This is a genomic window from Arthrobacter sp. UYEF21 (genome assembly GCF_040546085.1).
Classification (GTDB): Bacteria; Actinomycetota; Actinomycetes; order Actinomycetales; family Micrococcaceae; genus Arthrobacter.
In genome coordinates this window covers 47,106-63,277 of record NZ_JBEPNF010000011.1, presented here as the reverse complement: position 1 = coordinate 63,277, position 16,172 = coordinate 47,106, and the positions used below count along the sequence as shown (strand labels likewise).

Sequence of the window (16,172 nt, the reverse complement as noted above, 5' to 3'; positions counted from 1 at the left end):
GCTTCGACTCTTCCCGGGTTCGATCGGGGCCGTAAGGGCGAACCTGCCCCAAGTGGAAAACCCCGCCTTTCAGCGGCCTGTGGAGGAAAGGACCGGAAAAGAGCCGGCATTGGCGACGGGCCGATGCCGGGCCTCGCACATCGTCGGCTTCACGCCGGACTCAGGTTCCGGCGGGCACCAGGGCGAGAAGAACCGGGACCACACCGAGGCAGATGAAGGCCGGCAGCGAACACAGGCCCAGCGGGATGACCAGCTTTACGCCCAGGGACGCTGCGCGCTTCTCTGCGGCCCGGAACCTCTCCCGGCGCAGCCTGGCGGCCTGGGCATACAGGATGGCCGACGACGGCGCGCCGGTCAGCGCAGCAAACCCGAGTGCATCGCGCAACTCCAGGATCTCCGGAAGCCGGACTTCGGAGCTGCGCCAGGCTGTCTCCCAGTCGGCTCCGATGGCGAGCGCTGAAACCACCGGGCGCAACGCCTTACTGTAGTCCTGGGACGAAGAAGCCGCGACAAGTTCCAGGGATCGTCCAATCCCTGATCCTGCATCCAGCATCGCGGCCACGAGGTCCAGCATCATGGCGGTGTCGCGCAATCCGGCTACACCCTCAGCGCCGCTCGCCCCTCCAGGGGCGGCCCGCGGACTCGGGATACCTGGCTGGTTGCCCGGTCCCCCGCTCACCCTCAGCAACCGGTGCCGTACCCGGCCTGACTGTGAAAAGGCCAGGCACGAAACGGCGATCAGCACAACGACGAGTGCCACTCCGGGCACCAGTGCATCCGTCACGGCGCGGCCCCAGCGGCGGCGTGGACCAGGCGGGCCGACCAGATTCGCCCGGCGACTGTCAGGGCCACCCCTGCCGCGAGCACCGCCATACCCAGCGGCGTCCCGAACAGTATCGCCAGCGGATCAACACCCAGCGCCATGCCCAGCCCCAACCCCAGTACTGGAAGCCAGGTCAGGAGACTCACAGTCGCCTTTGGGCCGGCCAAGGCCGTCTGTCTTGCCGCCTCAGCGTCATCTTCCACCTCCAACTGGGCTGCAAACCGCGCCAGGACATCAGCCAACGGACAGCCGCTGGCTTCGGCGATGTCAAAGCACGCGGCCAGCTCCAGCCAGGTCTGCTGCTCCCTGCCGGCAGTGCGCAAAAATGCTGCCGGGGCGGATTTCCTGATCGCCTCAGACACCGGCAGGCCCCTGAATGCGGCGGCCCGGACGGCGCCAAGCATCAGCAGGGAACCCGGGCTTAGGCTCGGGCCGTTCCGCCCGGGCTTTGACGCCTTTGATGGATCCGCCGGTCCGGCACTTTCCTCCGGCTGGCGTGAACCTGCTTCCGACCGGCCCTGGTGGACCAGCCACAATTCGTCCCACAGCCACGCTGGCGTGCGCCCACCCTTCAGCAACGCCGCCAGCTGCTGGACCACCAAGGTCAGGGAAAGCTGGCCCCCCTGCTGTCCGGCACGACGCACCTTCCGCCACGGAGCGCCGAGGGTGAAGCGCGGCCCGGAGCGGCCCGGTCCGGCGTCACCGTGCAGTGCACTGGGCCCACCGGAGCGGCCCGGTCCGGTGCTCCCCACGGCCCGCCGAAAACGGCCCGCGGCGCCACCGGGTGGCCTGAGCAGCAGGAGCACGACCGCGGCGAGAATCCCGGCCAGCATCCCCGTCATGCCGCTGCACCCAGTTCAGCAGACAGCCCCAGCCGCTCACTCAGCGATTCCCAGGCGGGACCCGCGGACGGCCGGCCACGCCGGGTCAGGAGCGCCGGAACCACAACGAGTCCGGCAGGCCCGTCCTGCACCACACCCACACAGGCCACATAACGCCCTTGGCGGGACCGCTCCACGTGGACCACCACGTCCAGCGCACTGGCTGCCTGAAGCCGGACAGCGTCCTGGCCAAGGCCTGCGAGAGCGCCCAGAGCTGTCAACCGCGCGGGGACGGCAGTGGCAGCATTCGCGTGGATGGTTCCGCCGCCGCCCGTATGACCGGTATTCATGGCAGTGAGGAGTTCCCGGACCTCGGCGCCGCGGCATTCCCCCACCACCAGCCGGTCCGGGCGCATCCGGAGTGCCTGCCGAACGAGATCGCCCAGATCCACTTCACCGCCGCCCTCCAGGTTTCCGTGCCGGGACTCCAGCGAAACAATGTGCGGATGGACGGGGTTCAGTTCGGAGGCGTCCTCAATCAGGACCAGCCGTTCGGCCGGTGAGCACAGCCCCAGCAGGGTGGAGAGCAGCGTGGTCTTTCCCGAACCCGTGGCTCCGCTGATGAGGAAGCTCAGGCGGTGCTGGACAATGCGTTCCAGAACTTCGTGCACCACGCCGCCGAACATGCCGCCGGACCGGAGTTCGTCCATGCTGAAGACCTGCTCGCGCCGTATCCTCACACTCAGCAGGGTGCCTGCTGTGGAAATCGGGGGCAGGACGGCATGCACGCGGTAACCGCCGTCGAGCCTGACATCAACGCACGGGGACCCGTCATCGAGCCGCCGGCCGCCAGCCGCCACGAGCCGTGAGGCAAGGGCCCTCACCTGGGCCTCGTTGGCGAAGGACACGCCGGCCGGTTCGATGCCCCTTCCCCGGTCGATCCACACCGAGTCCGGGGCATTCACAAAGATGTCGGTGACTTGGATATCGCGGGTCAGTTCCTGGAGGGGGCCGAGCCCGTTCAATTCGGCGCTGATCCGCTCGACGGCGGCGAGGGAGCCTGCAGTCCCAAGCAGCCGCCCGGTGGCCTGGACCGCTGCGGCAACACGGGACGCCGTGACCGGCCCGGCATCGGCCATGACTGATTCGCGGACCGTTTCCAGCAGTGCCGAATCAACACCGCGCGGATCCAGGACCCGGACCTGCCGGCGGCGTGGTCCGGTCAGCTGGCCCGAAGGAACCGGCACCGCCGGGGTCGGCGGCGGGTCAGGCCGCCTCGCACTCACGGCAGGTCTCCGGCAAGGATGTCGCCATCCAACAGATCGAGCACCGACGCGGCGAAGTGCCTGACGCTGCGCCGCTTGCCCAGATCGAGCAGCCGTCCGTTCTCCCCGGCCGCAGTGACGCCGCGCAGCTCAGGAACCCAGCCCTGGACCGGCAGCCCGACCGCGTCAGCTATCAGTCCCGCGTCCAGCGCGGCACCGGACTTGCCCCGGACCAGCAGCGCCGCCTCAACCGGCGGAAGTTCATGGAGCAGCCGGGCCGTAGCCACCGCAGCCTTCAACTGTGCCGGGACAACCACCAGAATGCGGTCACAGTCCCAGGCAAACTTGTGTAGTGGTTCTGCACCGCGGCCGATGTCCACCACCACCAGTTCATAGCCGCGCCGGGCAGCGTCCAGCACGCCACCCGTGGCAGTGGCGTCCACAGGAGCCTGACGATCGCGGCTGCCGGGCCAGGACAGGAACGAAAATCCGCCGGCGACCGGCAGGGAATCGGCGAGCTGCTCAGGATCGATGCTGCCGCTCGCGTCGGACAGGTCAGGCCACCGCAACCCCGGCACCTCTTCGGCGGCCAGCGCCAGTTCCAGCCCACCACCCCAGGGGTCCCCATCAACGAGCAATACGCGGACGCCCAGCCCGGCTGCGGCCTGGGCGATCCAGATGGCGGAGGTGGTGGAACCGGCCCCGCCGCAGCCGCCTGTCACGCCGAGGACGAGGCCGCCGGCTTCGGGCGAACGCGACCTGCTCAGGTACTCGGCCAGCCAGGCCGAGGCATCAGGAAGCACTGCCACCCGCTCGGCACCAAGAGCGGCGGCCAGGTGCCAAAGACTGTCGCCTTCCCCATTCAGGCCCACCAGCACTGCTGGTGCCCGGCGCCTCGGAGGCAGCTCACGGACGTCGCTCCCCACCAGCACGGCGGCTGCGGTGTCCCAGTACTTGGCCGCCTCCGCGACGTCCGCGACCACCCGCAACTGGCCGCCGGCGGCGGCCACGATCTGCTCCACCTCACCCTGAAGAAAGTCGTAGTCAGTGACCAGCAGCACCTCGGTGGCAGCAGAGTCCGGCAACCACGCCCCGGCACCGGATGCAGCTCCACCGCGAGGGGATGGCCGGGCACGGGACAGCTGGGACGATGGCTGCTCGGAAGGGGACGGCGATAGCTGGTGCCTGCTCATGCAGCAACTCTCCATCGCACCCGGTCAGGGAAACAGTGGCGGGCCGCGCTATGTGGACAACTACTGCTTCCCGTATTTTCGGTGGACGGCCTGCTTGCTGACCACAAGGCACAGAGCGATCGCTGCGATGCCACCAACGTCTTCATCCGTTCCACCTCCATGCCGTCAACATAAGGTGACGCCGATTGTGGCACAGCTACCGGCCCGGCCGGCGAAGCTCGGCCGCCCGATCCGTCCACCGTGCCAGCGCCGTCGGCCGCCCGCGCCGTCAGCCCGGGCCTCCGCCACAAGGCAGAATTGAACCTATGTACCTGCTGCTCGCCGCCCACTCACACGGCGCAGCCCTCCAGCAGGTCACCCAGGCGGGCGACCCCCACCCGGACCGCCCCGAACCGCGGCTGATCAGCGCAAGCGAGCTGCCCGGCGTCGTACGCCACCTCGAGACCCGGCCCCGCGAGGCACCGCCGCGCTGGATCTGGCACCGCACGCAGGACTGGTACCCCGCGCTGCTGGCAGCGGGTGTGGAACTGGACCGCTGCTATGACCTCAGCCTGTGCGGCACCATCCTGGCGCATTCGCAGTTCACGGCCCACACCGAGTACGCCCTGAACGCCGAAAAGGTCACGCTGGACGATCCCCAGGAACCGCCCCGCGGCCTCCAGCCGCCGGCCCCGCCCGCGGAGCAGGGCGCCCTGTTCGAGGACCTCCGGCACCGGTCGCCGCGCCATACCCTGGCGGAACTGCGCACCGAATACGCCGCCCAGCAGGCGGCGCTGGCCTCCGCCGCCCCGGAGGAGAACAAGCGGAAGCGGCTGCAACTGCTGCTTGCCGCCGAGTCCGCCGGGGCCATGATCGCTGCCGAGATGCAGCACAGCGGCGTCCCCTGGCGGGCGGACCTGCACGAGCAGATCCTGGCCGATTATCTGGGACCGCGACCGGCTTCGGGCCACCGGCCAGCGAAGCTTGAAGCCCTGAACACCGAACTCCGGTCCCGCCTGAACTCCCCCGCACTGAACCCCGATTCGCCGCAGGAACTGATGCGTGCCCTGCACCGCAACGGCATCGAGGTCAAAAGCACCCGGCAGTGGGAGCTGATGGAGTCGAACCATCCCGCCATCGAACCGCTCCTCGCCTACAAAAAACTGTCCCGCCTGCACACCGCCAACGGGTGGGCCTGGCTGGACGCATGGGTGAAAAACGGCCGCTTCCAGCCCGAGTACGTGGTGGGCGGGGTGGTGTCCGGGCGCTGGGCCTCGCGGGGCGGCGGCGCCCTGCAGATTCCGCGCCAGGTCCGCGGTGCGGTCCACGCCGATCCCGGCCACAAGCTCATCGTCGCGGACGCGGCCCAACTGGAGCCGCGGGTGCTGGTGGCGCTCGCCCAGGATGCCAAAATGGCTGCGTCCGCGCGCGACAAGGACCTCTACGCGGGCATCGCCGCGCAAGGATTCGGCGGCGACCGCGGCAAGGCGAAGATGGCCCTGCTGGGGGCCATGTACGGCGCCACGACAGGTGAATCCGGACGGCTGATGCCGCAGCTGGCCCGCACCTACCCGCGGGCCGTGGGCTTTGTGGAGCAGGCGGCGCGCGACGGCGAGGCAGGCGGTACCGTGACCACGCGGCTGGGCCGCAGCAGCCCACCGCCGTCGGAACACTGGTTCCGGAGCCAGCAATCGGCCACCGCGGAGGAACAGCGACGCGCAGAATCGATCGCCCGCTCCCGCGGCCGCTTTACCCGCAACTTCGTGGTCCAGGGATCGGCCGCCGACTGGGCTGCGTGCTGGCTGGCGGAATTACGACGGCGGCTGCGCGCGTTGCGTGCCGACGGTTCTGTTCAGGCGGAACTCGTTTTTTTCCTGCACGACGAAGTGATGGTCCACGCCCCCGAGGCCGGCGTGGCGGCCTGTATCCGCGCCATCGAGGAAGCAGCCGCCGCGGCGAAGGAACTCCTGTTCGGACCCATCCCGGTGGAATTCCCGGTCAGCGTGGCCGTGGTGGACTCCTACGACAACGCCAAGTAGCCGAAAGTAACTTACCCGGCAGTAGCTCGCCAGATCCCCTTGGCCGCGTTAGAGTAAGTGGTTCCGGGCGCCGAACGCCCGGCAACATATGCAATGGCGCATACTACAGGGGGAGGTCCGGCTCATGCCCGGAAAGTTTGAAATACATCGAGTAGGCCACGAAGCGTATCGGTTCAGGCTCACCGATAAAAACGGTAAGGTTGTGGCCGTTTCGCCCGACTTCCCGCACCTCAGTGCCCTGAAAGACGGCATCAAGGCCTTACGGGAAAATGCGGCCACCGGCGTTGTGGTGGATCTGCGCCAGAAACCGCCCAGCAGCTAGGCGCGAAGCTGGGCCGGGCCGCTGCGGACTAGAAAGCCACCTCGCGCACGCGGGTCCGGTCCCATGGAACGGCCCAGCCCAGCTGCTCGAAGAGTCCATCGAGGATGATCCCGGTGAAGCCCCAAACCAGCACGCCGCAGACGGCGAAGCCGGGGCTACTGAAGATCCTGCCGTCCCGGCGGACGGTGGCCGTCACCCGGTTGGCCGGGTCCAGGAGGTCACGGACCGGGATCCGGAAGACCTGGGCGGATTCGCCGTAGTCCACCACGCGCACGGGCGACGGCGCCGCCCACCATCCGAGCACCGGCGTCACTAGGAAATTGCTGCGGGCCAGTCCGAGCTCCTGCAGGGTGCCCAGAACCTCCACGCCTGCCGAGTCCAGCCCGGTTTCCTCCTCGGCTTCCCGGAGGGCTGCGTCCACCGGGGTTTCGTCCCCGTCAACGCCGCCACCCGGAAAGGCCACCTGGCCTGGGTGCGAGCCCAGGGTGTGCGCACGTTCCAGCATCAGGACATCCAAATCGGCAGCAGCCAGGGGCTTGCTGGACGCGGCCGGAACGTTGTCCAGCACGCCGAAGAGCATCAGCACGGCCGCCTTGCGGGCAATGGATTCGTCAACGGTCAATGCCGCCCATTGGGTGTTGGGCGCGTCGACGTCCCCGTTGTCGGATCTCTCCACGAGGCCGATCAGGTCCTGACGTGCGCTCATGGGAGGCGCCTCTGTGATTCCATCCGGATTTCCGCGGCCCGGTGGGTTTCGGCGAGCAGCTTTCCCAGGAGGGCCTCGCTCCCGGGCGCCAGCTCGTACTTGAGGAGCTTGGTTGCCTTGACGGGATCGGTCTCGCCGAGCCCGTAGCTGGGGCACCAGTTGGCTACCGGGCACGCGCCGCAGGCCGGTTTCCGGGAATGGCATACCCGCCGCCCGTGGAACACCACCCGGTGCGAGAGCATGGTCCAGTCCCTGGGCTCGAACAGCTCGGCGACGTCGAATTCGATCTGCACAGGATCCTCGGACTGGGTCCAGCCGAAGCGCCGGGCCAGGCGGCCGAAGTGCGTATCCACCGTAATCCCGGGCACACCAAAGGCGTTGCCCAGCACCACATTAGCGGTTTTCCGACCAACGCCGGGAAGGGTCACCAGGTCTTCCAGCCGGCCGGGCACCTCGCCGTTGTACTCGTCCACGAGGCGGTTGCTCAGGGCCAGAACGTTCTTGCTTTTGGCCCTGAAAAAGCCGGTGGGCTGCAGGATCGCTTCGAGCTCGGCGGGCTCTGCCTCGGACATGGTGCGGGCATCGGGGTACCGGGCGAACAGGATCTTGGTGACCTGGTTAACCAGGACATCGGTGGTCTGCGCGGACAGCACCGTGGCCACCACCAGTTCGAAGGGGTTCCGGAAATCAAGCTCGGCGTGGGCGTACGGGTATTTCTCCGCCAGCGCACGGTTGATCCGCCGGGCCCGGCGCTTCAACCCCAGCAGTGACTCTGCGGCGGCCTTCGGGGATGCGGCAGCTCTGGCAGGGCCGGATCCGAGGGCACGGGACATGGCCACGTGGACCTGCTAGCCGCGCTCGATGTTGCTGAGGTCGCGCAGCACGCCCAGGCGTCCGTCGGTATGCTGGACCAGGAATTCGTGGCCCCGGTCTTCGAGTGCCAGTACCCAGCCGCCGGGTTCGATCACAAAGGCGGGGGCGCCGGTGCGCGGGTCAACGGCGGTGCGGTGCTGCGCCACGGCAAACCAGAAGGCCTCAAACACCGGCTGTTCGTCGGATTCTTCCGGGCGGCTGGCCGGGTCCACGGTGGCACCGATCGGCTCCACCTGCCGCACCTGCTGGTGCACCGCCGTGGCAGCGGGTTCGGCGGCAGACTGGCGGGCCGGGGCACCCGCCTTTGCACCGTCGTCGTGCGTTGTCGCCTCGGCAGCACCAGGCGCTGACACTGCGGATGCTGACGCGGCGGAAGCCCGAGCGGCAGCTGCTGCCGGGACGTCACCCATCATCGTCTCCTGAGAGGTGGACGCGTCGGGAGAGCTTGAAGCTGAAGGCACGACGTCGGCCGCCTGGGTTGCGGGGCTTGCGTCACCGGTTGCGGTCCATTCCCTGACCTCAGGGGCGGAGGACACTGCCGCGGACATGGCCGGGGCGGGGGAACCAGTACCAGCGGGTGCGGACGCAGCGGGGACCGAGGCGCCGGGCGAGGCCTCTGCCGGTTTGGAGGCAGCGGAACGGCCGGATGACCACGGCCCGGCAGGGATACCAAAAGCGCGCTTGGACGCCGGTTCGGCACCGTCCGCCGCTTTGGGTTCTTTGGGCGTGTGTGGCTTGGGAGCCGGAACGGCTGAGTCGCGCGCCATGATGTGGGCGGACATTTCGTCGCGTCCCAGGAAGTCGCCGGCAAAATACGGAATGAAGCGGCTCAGCACCGTCGCCGCGAACAGGACCACGGAGCCCACCAGGCCCACCAGGAGGCTGGGGACATAGGCAGCGGCGGCGGAAACGAAGAAGAACGCCAAAGCAAAGGACGCCACCACCGAGGCGAACTGGTCAACGGACAGCGAGCCAATCCGGACCTTGGTGGCGGGGGCCAGCCGGCGGGCCGCAAAAAGTGCGGTGACGATCATCGGCAGCACCACGCCCAGCCCAAGGAAGAACAGGCTGCCCGCATTCCAGAGATTGAACCGGCCGAAGAAGATCGGCAACACCGAGGCGACCAGGAGGATCAGGGTGGCGCCGAAAACTGTCAGGTCACGCAGCGTGAACGGGCCCAGCACGGCCTGGTTGGTGGTGCCGGGCTTGGCACCGGGTTTGGCACCGGTCGGGTGTTGCGGGTCCTTCGCTGCGGCGCTCTCTGGCGCGATGCCGTTTACTGGCACGGCGTCAGGCCCGTCCTCCATTGCGCGGCCAATTTTCTGACCGGAGCTTTGCTGGTTCATTCTGTTCTCCTTAGCGTGGCGGCACGGGACGGTTCCGCCCCAAAACTGTGCCGTCCGGAACGGCGGAGCGGCCAGGCCCGGGCAGTGATGCTCCGGATCGGACAGCCCCGTAGAAAGTCACAATTCAATCTCAGCCTAGTCAACCGTATGGCCGTTCACTAGCTGATCGGTGGCGCCCGGAGCTAAGCGGGCGTGGCCCGGCAACCATTCACCGCTTAATAAATGCCGTTCGCGGGCGGCTGTGTGACAGGTGACACACGGGGCCATGCTCACGCATTAGGCTTGATCCCGGAACAGCTCTTTGCGGAACGTCCGTGATCGGCCCTGCCCCATGCCACACAGCGGCGGGGCACGGCAACGTGACGGCCAGCCGCAGAATAGACCGATGAATGATGAGGTTCACCATGTCCCAGGACACTCCCGGCTCCATTGTCACAGCCCCCGCAGCCTCCGTGCCGAGCAGCCAGCAGGGCGACGCCTTTGAAAACCTGCTGCACGAGAACCGGACATTTGCTCCCAGCCCGGAATTCGCTGCCGACGCCGTTGTCACCGCAGCCGATTATGCAGAGGCCGACGCCGACCGCCCGGCTTTCTGGGCGAGGCAGGCCCGCGAGTTGCTGACCTGGTCAAAGGACTTTGACCAGGCGCTGGACTGGTCCAATCCGCCGTTCGCGAAGTGGTTCGTGGGCGGGGAAGTCAACGCCGCGTACAACGCCCTGGATCGCCACGTGGAAAACGGGCTCGGCGACCGGGTCGCGATCTACTTCGAAGGCGAACCCGGCGACACCCGCACCTACACCTACGCCCAGCTCACCGAAGAGGTGAAGAAGGCAGCCAACGCGTTCGAGTCCCTCGGCGTGGCCAAAGGCGACCGCGTGGCCGTCTACCTGCCGATGATCCCCGAAGCCGTGATCACACTGCTCGCCTGCGCCCGCATCGGTGCCGTGCACTCCGTGGTGTTCGGCGGGTTCTCCGCGGACGCGCTCCGTTCCCGGATCGAGGACGCCGAAGCCAAGCTCGTGGTCACCGCCGACGGCACCTACCGGCGCGGCAAGCCCAGTTCCCTGAAGACCGCCGTCGACGACGCGTTATCCCTTGGGGACGACGGTGACGGCCACACCGTCCAGAACGTGGTGGTGGTCAAGCGCAACGGCCAGGACGTGGATTGGCACGAAAGCCGGGACCACTGGTGGGCCGACACCGTCGGGGCGGCCTCGGCGGAGCACACCGCCGTCGGGCATGACTCCGAGCACCCGCTGTTCATCCTCTACACCTCCGGCACCACCGGTAAGCCCAAGGGCATCCTGCACACCACCGGCGGCTACCTCACCCAAGGCGCCTACACTCACAAGGCCGTGTTCGACCTGCACCCCGAAACGGACGTGTACTGGTGCACGGCCGACGTCGGCTGGGTCACCGGCCACTCCTACGTCGCCTACGCCCCACTGATCAACGGCGCCACCCAGGTCATGTATGAGGGCACCCCGGATTCCCCACACCAGGGCCGCTGGTGGGAAATCATCGAAAAGTACAAAGTCACCATCCTCTACACCGCCCCCACTGCGATCCGGACGTTCATGAAGTGGGGCCGGGACATTCCGGACAAGTACGACCTGTCCTCGATCCGCGTCCTCGGCTCCGTGGGCGAATCCATCAACCCCGAAGCCTGGATGTGGTACCGGGACGTCATCGGCGCCAACGCCGGGAAGAACGGCGAGAAGAAGGACAACCCGGCCCCCATCGTGGACACCTGGTGGCAGACCGAAACCGGCGCCCAAATGATCGCCCCGCTGCCCGGCGTGACCGCCACCAAGCCCGGCTCCGCGCAGGTCCCGCTGCCCGGCATCGCCGTGGACGTCGTGGACGAGAACGGCGAATCAGTGCCCGACGGCCACGGCGGTTTCCTGGTGATCCGCGAACCCTGGCCGGCCATGCTCCGCGGCATCTGGGGCGACCCCGAACGGTTCAAGGACACCTACTGGTCCCGCTTCGAGTCCATGTACTTCGCGGGCGACGGCGCGAAGAAGGACGAGGACGGCGACATCTGGCTCCTGGGCAGGGTGGATGACGTCATGAACGTCTCCGGTCACCGGCTCTCCACCACCGAGATCGAATCCGCCCTGGTCTCCCACCCCGCCGTGGCCGAGGCCGCCGTCGTGGGCGCCGCGGACGACACCACCGGCCAGTCCGTCGTCGCGTTCGTGATCCTCCGCGGGGACGCCGTGGACTCCGGCGACGCCATCGTCCAGGAACTCCGCAACCACGTGGGCAAGGAAATCGGCCCCATCGCCAAACCCAAAACCATCCTCGTGGTCCCGGAACTGCCCAAAACCCGCTCCGGCAAGATCGTGCGGCGCCTGCTAAAGGACGTCGCCGAAGGACGCGACGTAGGCGACGCCACCACCCTCGCCGACAACACCGTCATGGCCCAAATCGCGGCCTCGCTGCGGAAATAGCCGGCGAACACGCAAACACGGCGACGGCGCTTCCCACCACGGTGGGCGGCGCCGTCGCCGTATGCATGGTTTCATGCTTCCCGCCGCAGGACCGGCGGACGTGAAGCCTCGTGGGGACTCTAACCGGGACGACGCGGCTCGGCACGGTCCTGCCTGACGGATCCTGCGCAATCATTCCCCTGCCGCAGCCCACGGCCGCCGGAAATCCGGTCGCCTGGAATCGCCCGGGCCGAATGATGGTGCAGAATCCGACGGGTAGATTGGTGCCATGACTGACGCTTCCTCCTCTGACTCCAAAGCTGGCACCAGCACAACGGCCGGGCGCGGCACCATCCTGGTGATCAACGGCCCCAACCTCAACCTGCTGGGTAACCGCGAACCGGAAAAGTACGGCACGTCCTCCCTCGCCGACGTCGAACGGCTTGCCGCTACCGCGGCTGAGGCCCATGGCTTCACGGTGGACTGCGTCCAGTCAAACCATGAGGGCGTCCTGCTGGACGCCATCCACGCGGCCCGAACCACTGCCGTCGGCATTGTCCTGAACGCCGGCGCGTTCACCCACACGTCCGTTGCCCTGCGCGACGCCCTGGCGGCGGTGCAGCTGCCCGCCGTCGAGGTCCACATCACCAACGTGCACCAGCGTGAAGAGTTCCGGCACCACTCGTTCCTGTCGCCGGTGTGCGCCGCGGTGATCGTGGGAGCTGGCGTGTTCGGTTACAAGCTCGCCATCGACTACCTGGCCGAAGCCCTGTAGCCATGCCCGCCGGGCCGGAACTTCAGCCTGCACCGGACCGTGACCGCGTCCCGGCGGTTCCCGGCGGCCGCACCGCGGCGTGGTACTGCACTTCGGCACGGTGGCGGCGCCCGGCAGGATCCGCCGCGGCTGGCGGCCGGCGACCTCAATGAGCGGCAGCTGATCCTGGGCAAGTTCCTGCTCACGCACAACCGCCATCCGGTAGCCATCACCGGCCCTCACGGCCAAAGCCTCGAATGGCTTTGAGCGGTTCTGACGGGCTTTGACCGGCCTCCCGCTACTTCTGGATGCACTGTCCGGAAGACACAGGCGCGTCCAGGCCGGCAGCCTGTGACGCCACCGGGAACAGATCGTCCATGGTGATTGCGAACCCCATTTCGGCGTCGGAGGTTGCCTTCGCAAAGATGACGCCGGCCACCTGGCCGTCCATGGTCAGCAGCGGTCCGCCGGAGTTCCCGGGCTGGACGTCCCCGGCCAGGCGGTAAATATCCTCGGGTGCCGGGTTCTGGCCGTAGATATCCGGCACCAGGACCGAGGCGATGTCCTGGATGGTGGCGGGGTTGGACTTGAAGGGACCGCCGTGGGGGTAGCCGGCGAACGCGGCGGGGCTGCCGCCTGGAAGGTCGGACGTCAGGGCCAGCGGCTCGGAAGGCAGTCCGTCAACAGCCAGCACGGCGAGGTCGTGCCGGGTGTCGAAGTAGACCACGCGGCCGGGCATCGCTCCCCCGTTGGGAATCTCCACCACCGGCTGCGACACGCCCGCCACCACATGGGCGTTGGTCACAACCCGCCCGGCTGACACCACAAAGCCGGTGCCGGTCTGGTTTTGGCCGCACTGGTACGCCGTTCCCGCGATCTTGAGGACCGATGCGGCGGCCCGGTTCAGCGCCGGTGTGTTGGTGCTGGCGTTGGGCACGGACACTTGCGGACCCTGGCCCAGGCCTTCAATCAGCGTGGGAATGCCGTTGCCGATCATCGTTGAACGCAACTGCGCGAGAGTCGCCTTCAGCGGGACGGGGGTCAGGCCGTCGATGTAGCGGATCACTTTGGACTCGGCGAGCTGCTGCGACACAAGGGGAACGCCCAAGGCGCTGATACTGAAAGCCAGCATGGACATAACGAGGGCTGAAACGACCACGTTGACCGCCCCGCCCACCAGGCGGTCCACCGCGCGCAGCGGCTTGATCCGCACAGCGCCGCGGATTTTCCGCCCGATCATGGTCCCGAGACCATGGCCCAATGCCATGAGCACGACGGCGGACGCCACGATGGCGGTGAGCCGCCAGCCGGACTCCGCCACTAACTCGCTGACCAGCGGGACGGCAAAGAAAGCGGCAACGGCACCCGCCGCGAAACCTGCGATGCCGCCGAGAGTCACCAGGAAGCCGTTGCGCAGGCCATAGATCAAGTAAGACAGCAGAGCCAGGATCAGCAACAGGTCCAGAACGGTCAAGCCAAACACTGACGCTCCTCTAATACGGTTGAGACCCAATTCTAGTGGCGTCCGCTGACATTCTTCTGTGGGGGCGTCCTCCCCCGCCCGTTTCGGCCGCGTTCGGGCGCAAATGCCGCCGCAACTGGCGCTCCTCCCGGCAACAGGAAGGCCACATGGCGGCGTTTCCGCTGCCAAGTACGTCACAGAACCTTGAAAATTCTGAAACAATGGCAAAAGCGCCACAGCCGACACTTTTATTCAGGAGATTTCATGGACATCGAGGTACTGCGCCGAGCACCACTATTTGCAACGCTTGACGACGAAGCATTCCGACTGCTGACGGACGAGCTGACCGAGGTGGATTTGTCGCGCGGCGCCTCGGTCTTCCGCGAGGGTGACCAGGGTGACCAGCTCTACTTCATTGTCTCCGGCAAGGTGAAGCTGGGCCGCACCTCCCCCGATGGTCGGGAATCCCTTCTCGCCATCCTGGGCCCGGGCGAACTGTTCGGTGAAATGGCGCTCTTTGACCCCAGCCCCCGCACGGCCACGGCAACGGCCGTCTCCGAAACCCGCCTGGCCGGGCTGAAGAACGAAAGCCTCAACGGCCTCCTGCGGACCCGCCCCGAGGTTTCGGCGCAGCTGCTGCAGGCCCTGGCCCGCCGCCTGCGCCGCACCAACGATTCGTTGTCCGACCTGGTGTTCTCCGACGTTCCGGGCCGCGTGGCCAAGGCGCTCCTGGACCTGGCGGACCGCTTTGGCCGCCCGGCAACCGACGGTGTGCTGGTGGCCCACGAGCTCACGCAGGAAGAACTGGCCCAGCTGGTGGGCGCATCCCGCGAGACCGTCAACAAGGCACTGGCCGAGTTCGTCCAGCGCGGCTGGCTCCGCCTCGAAGCCCGCGCCGTTGTGATCCTGGATATGCAGCGTCTCCGCCAGCGCTCCCGCTAGTTCTTTACCGGTCGAGGCCCGAAGCCCGACATCCTCCGTGTGCTGGGCCTTCGTCGCTCTGATGCACGCCTCCGGATGCCGCGCCTCGGGCCTTTTGCGAACCTACCGCATAGGTGGGCCGGAATAGGACCGCCTCCCACCCATGGCAGGAGTGCATCGCGGGCATCGGCGGCCGCCGTGTCAACAGAGAGGATCGGGAATGGGCATCCGGCAGCGTGCGTCAAAGCGACGAAGGAGCAGCACGCCGAGGATGCGCGTTTTCGGTCCGCGGGCCCAACAGATCCGCGGACAGGCTAGCGTTCGCGCTGGTGATCTCCGGCTATGGTTTTGGCCGCCTCAACTTCTAGCATCAGTTTGCCTTCTTCCTCGACCAGGCGTGCCTGGTAGACGTGGGGTTTGCGCTTGTAGCTGAGGTAGGCGATGCAGCCGTTCGCGGCGGCCATTTTTTCGAGCATGATCTCTGAGCCTGGCACCAGGAGCTGGCCGAGGGTGAGACCTACGGTGTTCTCCTTGCCCACTTCATCGCCCATTGCGGTGGTGTGGCGTTCGGCGATGACGTTGGTGGCGCACACCCAGCGGCCCCAGATGCCCTTGCTTTCCAGGAGGCTGGGCTGCTGGTTTAGAGGCACTGTGGCAGCGAAGTAGCGGGTGTCGAACCGGTGGTGGGCAAAGTCCGGACTGCGCCAGTTGACCAGCGGTTTCAGGAGGTCTGTACGCAAGGAGAGGCCCCGCTTGGCCAGCAGTTCGGTGAAGGTCTTCTCCTGGTCGGCCACTGCCACCCGGCTCCGCATCCACTCGTGACTGGAGGTGCCTTCAACGGTGGTGGACATGTCCGGTCCGGCCAGGAGCACCCCGGTTTCCTCAAACAGCTCGCGAATGGCGCCCACCACGTGACGGCGCGCCAGCCCGACGTCGGCCGTTCCCAACTGCTCAGCCCAATGCTGGGGTGAGGGGCCCAGCCAGCCGACGGCGTCGTCGTCGGACGCCTCCAAAGACCCCCCGGGGAAGGCGAGCACGCCCAGGGGCGAGGACCCGGGCCGGTAGCCCAGCCACGTTTCCAGGCCCGTGGGCGAGTCCCGCAGAAGCACCACGGAGGATGCCAAACGGGCGGCACGCGGTGTCCGCTCGCCGTGGTCGAGCCAGCTTTGAGCCGCCCCTTCAAGCTCCGGAGGGAGGGCGAACATGCGTCGGGCAAGCTGCGGCAATTGAGTG

Annotated in this window: 15 protein-coding genes; 6 read left to right on the top strand and 9 right to left on the bottom strand. The window is 67.5% G+C overall.

Annotation, left to right across the window (positions count from 1 at the left end; all coding sequences use genetic code 11):
- Positions 1-160: 160 nt before the first annotated feature.
- Genes ABIB27_RS12495 through ssd form a run of 4 tightly spaced genes read right to left on the bottom strand, consistent with a single transcriptional unit; the run spans position 161 to position 4,102 of the window.
- Positions 161-784, bottom strand: a complete 624-nt coding sequence (locus tag ABIB27_RS12495; protein ID WP_354217534.1) for a type II secretion system F family protein — start codon at positions 782-784, stop codon at positions 161-163.
- A complete protein-coding gene (locus ABIB27_RS12490) occupies positions 781-1,665 on the bottom strand; it encodes a type II secretion system F family protein (protein ID WP_354217535.1) in 885 nt (294 codons plus the stop codon). Before ABIB27_RS12490 ends, ABIB27_RS12495 begins: the two co-directional genes overlap by 4 nt.
- On the bottom strand, positions 1,662-2,891 hold the full coding sequence (locus ABIB27_RS12485) for a TadA family conjugal transfer-associated ATPase (RefSeq protein WP_502909199.1): 1,230 nt from the start codon (positions 2,889-2,891) through the stop codon (positions 1,662-1,664). The genes ABIB27_RS12490 and ABIB27_RS12485 overlap by 4 nt, the downstream gene beginning before the upstream one ends.
- Before the next feature lie 35 nt (positions 2,892-2,926).
- Positions 2,927-4,102: a septum site-determining protein Ssd gene (ssd, locus tag ABIB27_RS12480; protein WP_354217536.1), complete on the bottom strand. Its 1,176-nt coding sequence runs from the start codon at positions 4,100-4,102 to the stop codon at positions 2,927-2,929.
- A gap of 305 nt (positions 4,103-4,407) precedes the next feature.
- Here ssd and ABIB27_RS12475 point away from each other — a divergent pair, with 305 nt between their 5' ends.
- Together ABIB27_RS12475 and ABIB27_RS12470 are read left to right on the top strand one after the other, a co-directional pair.
- The gene (locus ABIB27_RS12475) at positions 4,408-6,120 is read left to right on the top strand and encodes a bifunctional 3'-5' exonuclease/DNA polymerase (protein WP_354217537.1); all 1,713 of its coding nucleotides are present in this window, start codon (positions 4,408-4,410) and stop codon (positions 6,118-6,120) included.
- An 88-nt stretch (positions 6,121-6,208) separates the two neighbouring features.
- On the top strand, positions 6,209-6,442 hold the full coding sequence (locus ABIB27_RS12470; protein ID WP_354253949.1) for a YegP family protein: 234 nt from the start codon (positions 6,209-6,211) through the stop codon (positions 6,440-6,442).
- 28 nt (positions 6,443-6,470) lie between these two features.
- On the opposite strand, the gene ABIB27_RS12465 is transcribed toward ABIB27_RS12470, so the two are convergent.
- From ABIB27_RS12465 to ABIB27_RS12455, 3 genes are read right to left on the bottom strand one after another with little or no spacing between them, the layout of a single operon-like run.
- On the bottom strand, positions 6,471-7,148 hold the full coding sequence (locus ABIB27_RS12465; RefSeq protein ID WP_354217540.1) for an NUDIX hydrolase: 678 nt from the start codon (positions 7,146-7,148) through the stop codon (positions 6,471-6,473).
- Positions 7,145-7,981 (bottom strand): endonuclease III, encoded by an 837-nt coding sequence (nth, locus tag ABIB27_RS12460; protein WP_354217555.1) that lies wholly within the window; start codon positions 7,979-7,981, stop codon positions 7,145-7,147. Before nth ends, ABIB27_RS12465 begins: the two co-directional genes overlap by 4 nt.
- Positions 7,982-7,996: 15 nt before the next feature.
- Entirely contained in the window at positions 7,997-9,367 is a 1,371-nt protein-coding gene (locus ABIB27_RS12455) for a hypothetical protein (protein ID WP_354217541.1), read from the bottom strand.
- A gap of 404 nt (positions 9,368-9,771) precedes the next feature.
- Between ABIB27_RS12455 and acs the strand changes: the two genes are divergently transcribed.
- The 3 genes from acs (at position 9,772) to ABIB27_RS12440 (ending at position 12,823) form a co-directional block, all read left to right on the top strand.
- The gene (gene acs / locus ABIB27_RS12450) at positions 9,772-11,823 is read left to right on the top strand and encodes an acetate--CoA ligase (RefSeq protein ID WP_354217542.1); all 2,052 of its coding nucleotides are present in this window, start codon (positions 9,772-9,774) and stop codon (positions 11,821-11,823) included.
- Positions 11,824-12,091: 268 nt separating this feature from the next.
- Positions 12,092-12,577: a type II 3-dehydroquinate dehydratase gene (aroQ, locus tag ABIB27_RS12445; RefSeq protein WP_354217543.1), complete on the top strand. Its 486-nt coding sequence runs from the start codon at positions 12,092-12,094 to the stop codon at positions 12,575-12,577.
- A 39-nt stretch (positions 12,578-12,616) separates the two neighbouring features.
- Positions 12,617-12,823: a hypothetical protein gene (locus ABIB27_RS12440; protein WP_354217544.1), complete on the top strand. Its 207-nt coding sequence runs from the start codon at positions 12,617-12,619 to the stop codon at positions 12,821-12,823.
- A gap of 31 nt (positions 12,824-12,854) precedes the next feature.
- Here the strand turns inward: ABIB27_RS12440 and ABIB27_RS12435 are convergent, their stop codons facing one another.
- Positions 12,855-14,039, bottom strand: coding sequence for a MarP family serine protease (locus tag ABIB27_RS12435; RefSeq protein WP_354217545.1), 1,185 nt, complete (start codon positions 14,037-14,039; stop codon positions 12,855-12,857).
- A gap of 243 nt (positions 14,040-14,282) precedes the next feature.
- Here ABIB27_RS12435 and ABIB27_RS12430 point away from each other — a divergent pair, with 243 nt between their 5' ends.
- Entirely contained in the window at positions 14,283-14,960 is a 678-nt protein-coding gene (locus tag ABIB27_RS12430) for a Crp/Fnr family transcriptional regulator (protein WP_123254700.1), read from the top strand.
- 293 nt (positions 14,961-15,253) lie between these two features.
- Here the strand turns inward: ABIB27_RS12430 and ABIB27_RS12425 are convergent, their stop codons facing one another.
- Positions 15,254-16,165 (bottom strand): NUDIX hydrolase, encoded by a 912-nt coding sequence (locus tag ABIB27_RS12425; protein ID WP_354217546.1) that lies wholly within the window; start codon positions 16,163-16,165, stop codon positions 15,254-15,256.
- Positions 16,166-16,172 lie beyond the last annotated feature (7 nt).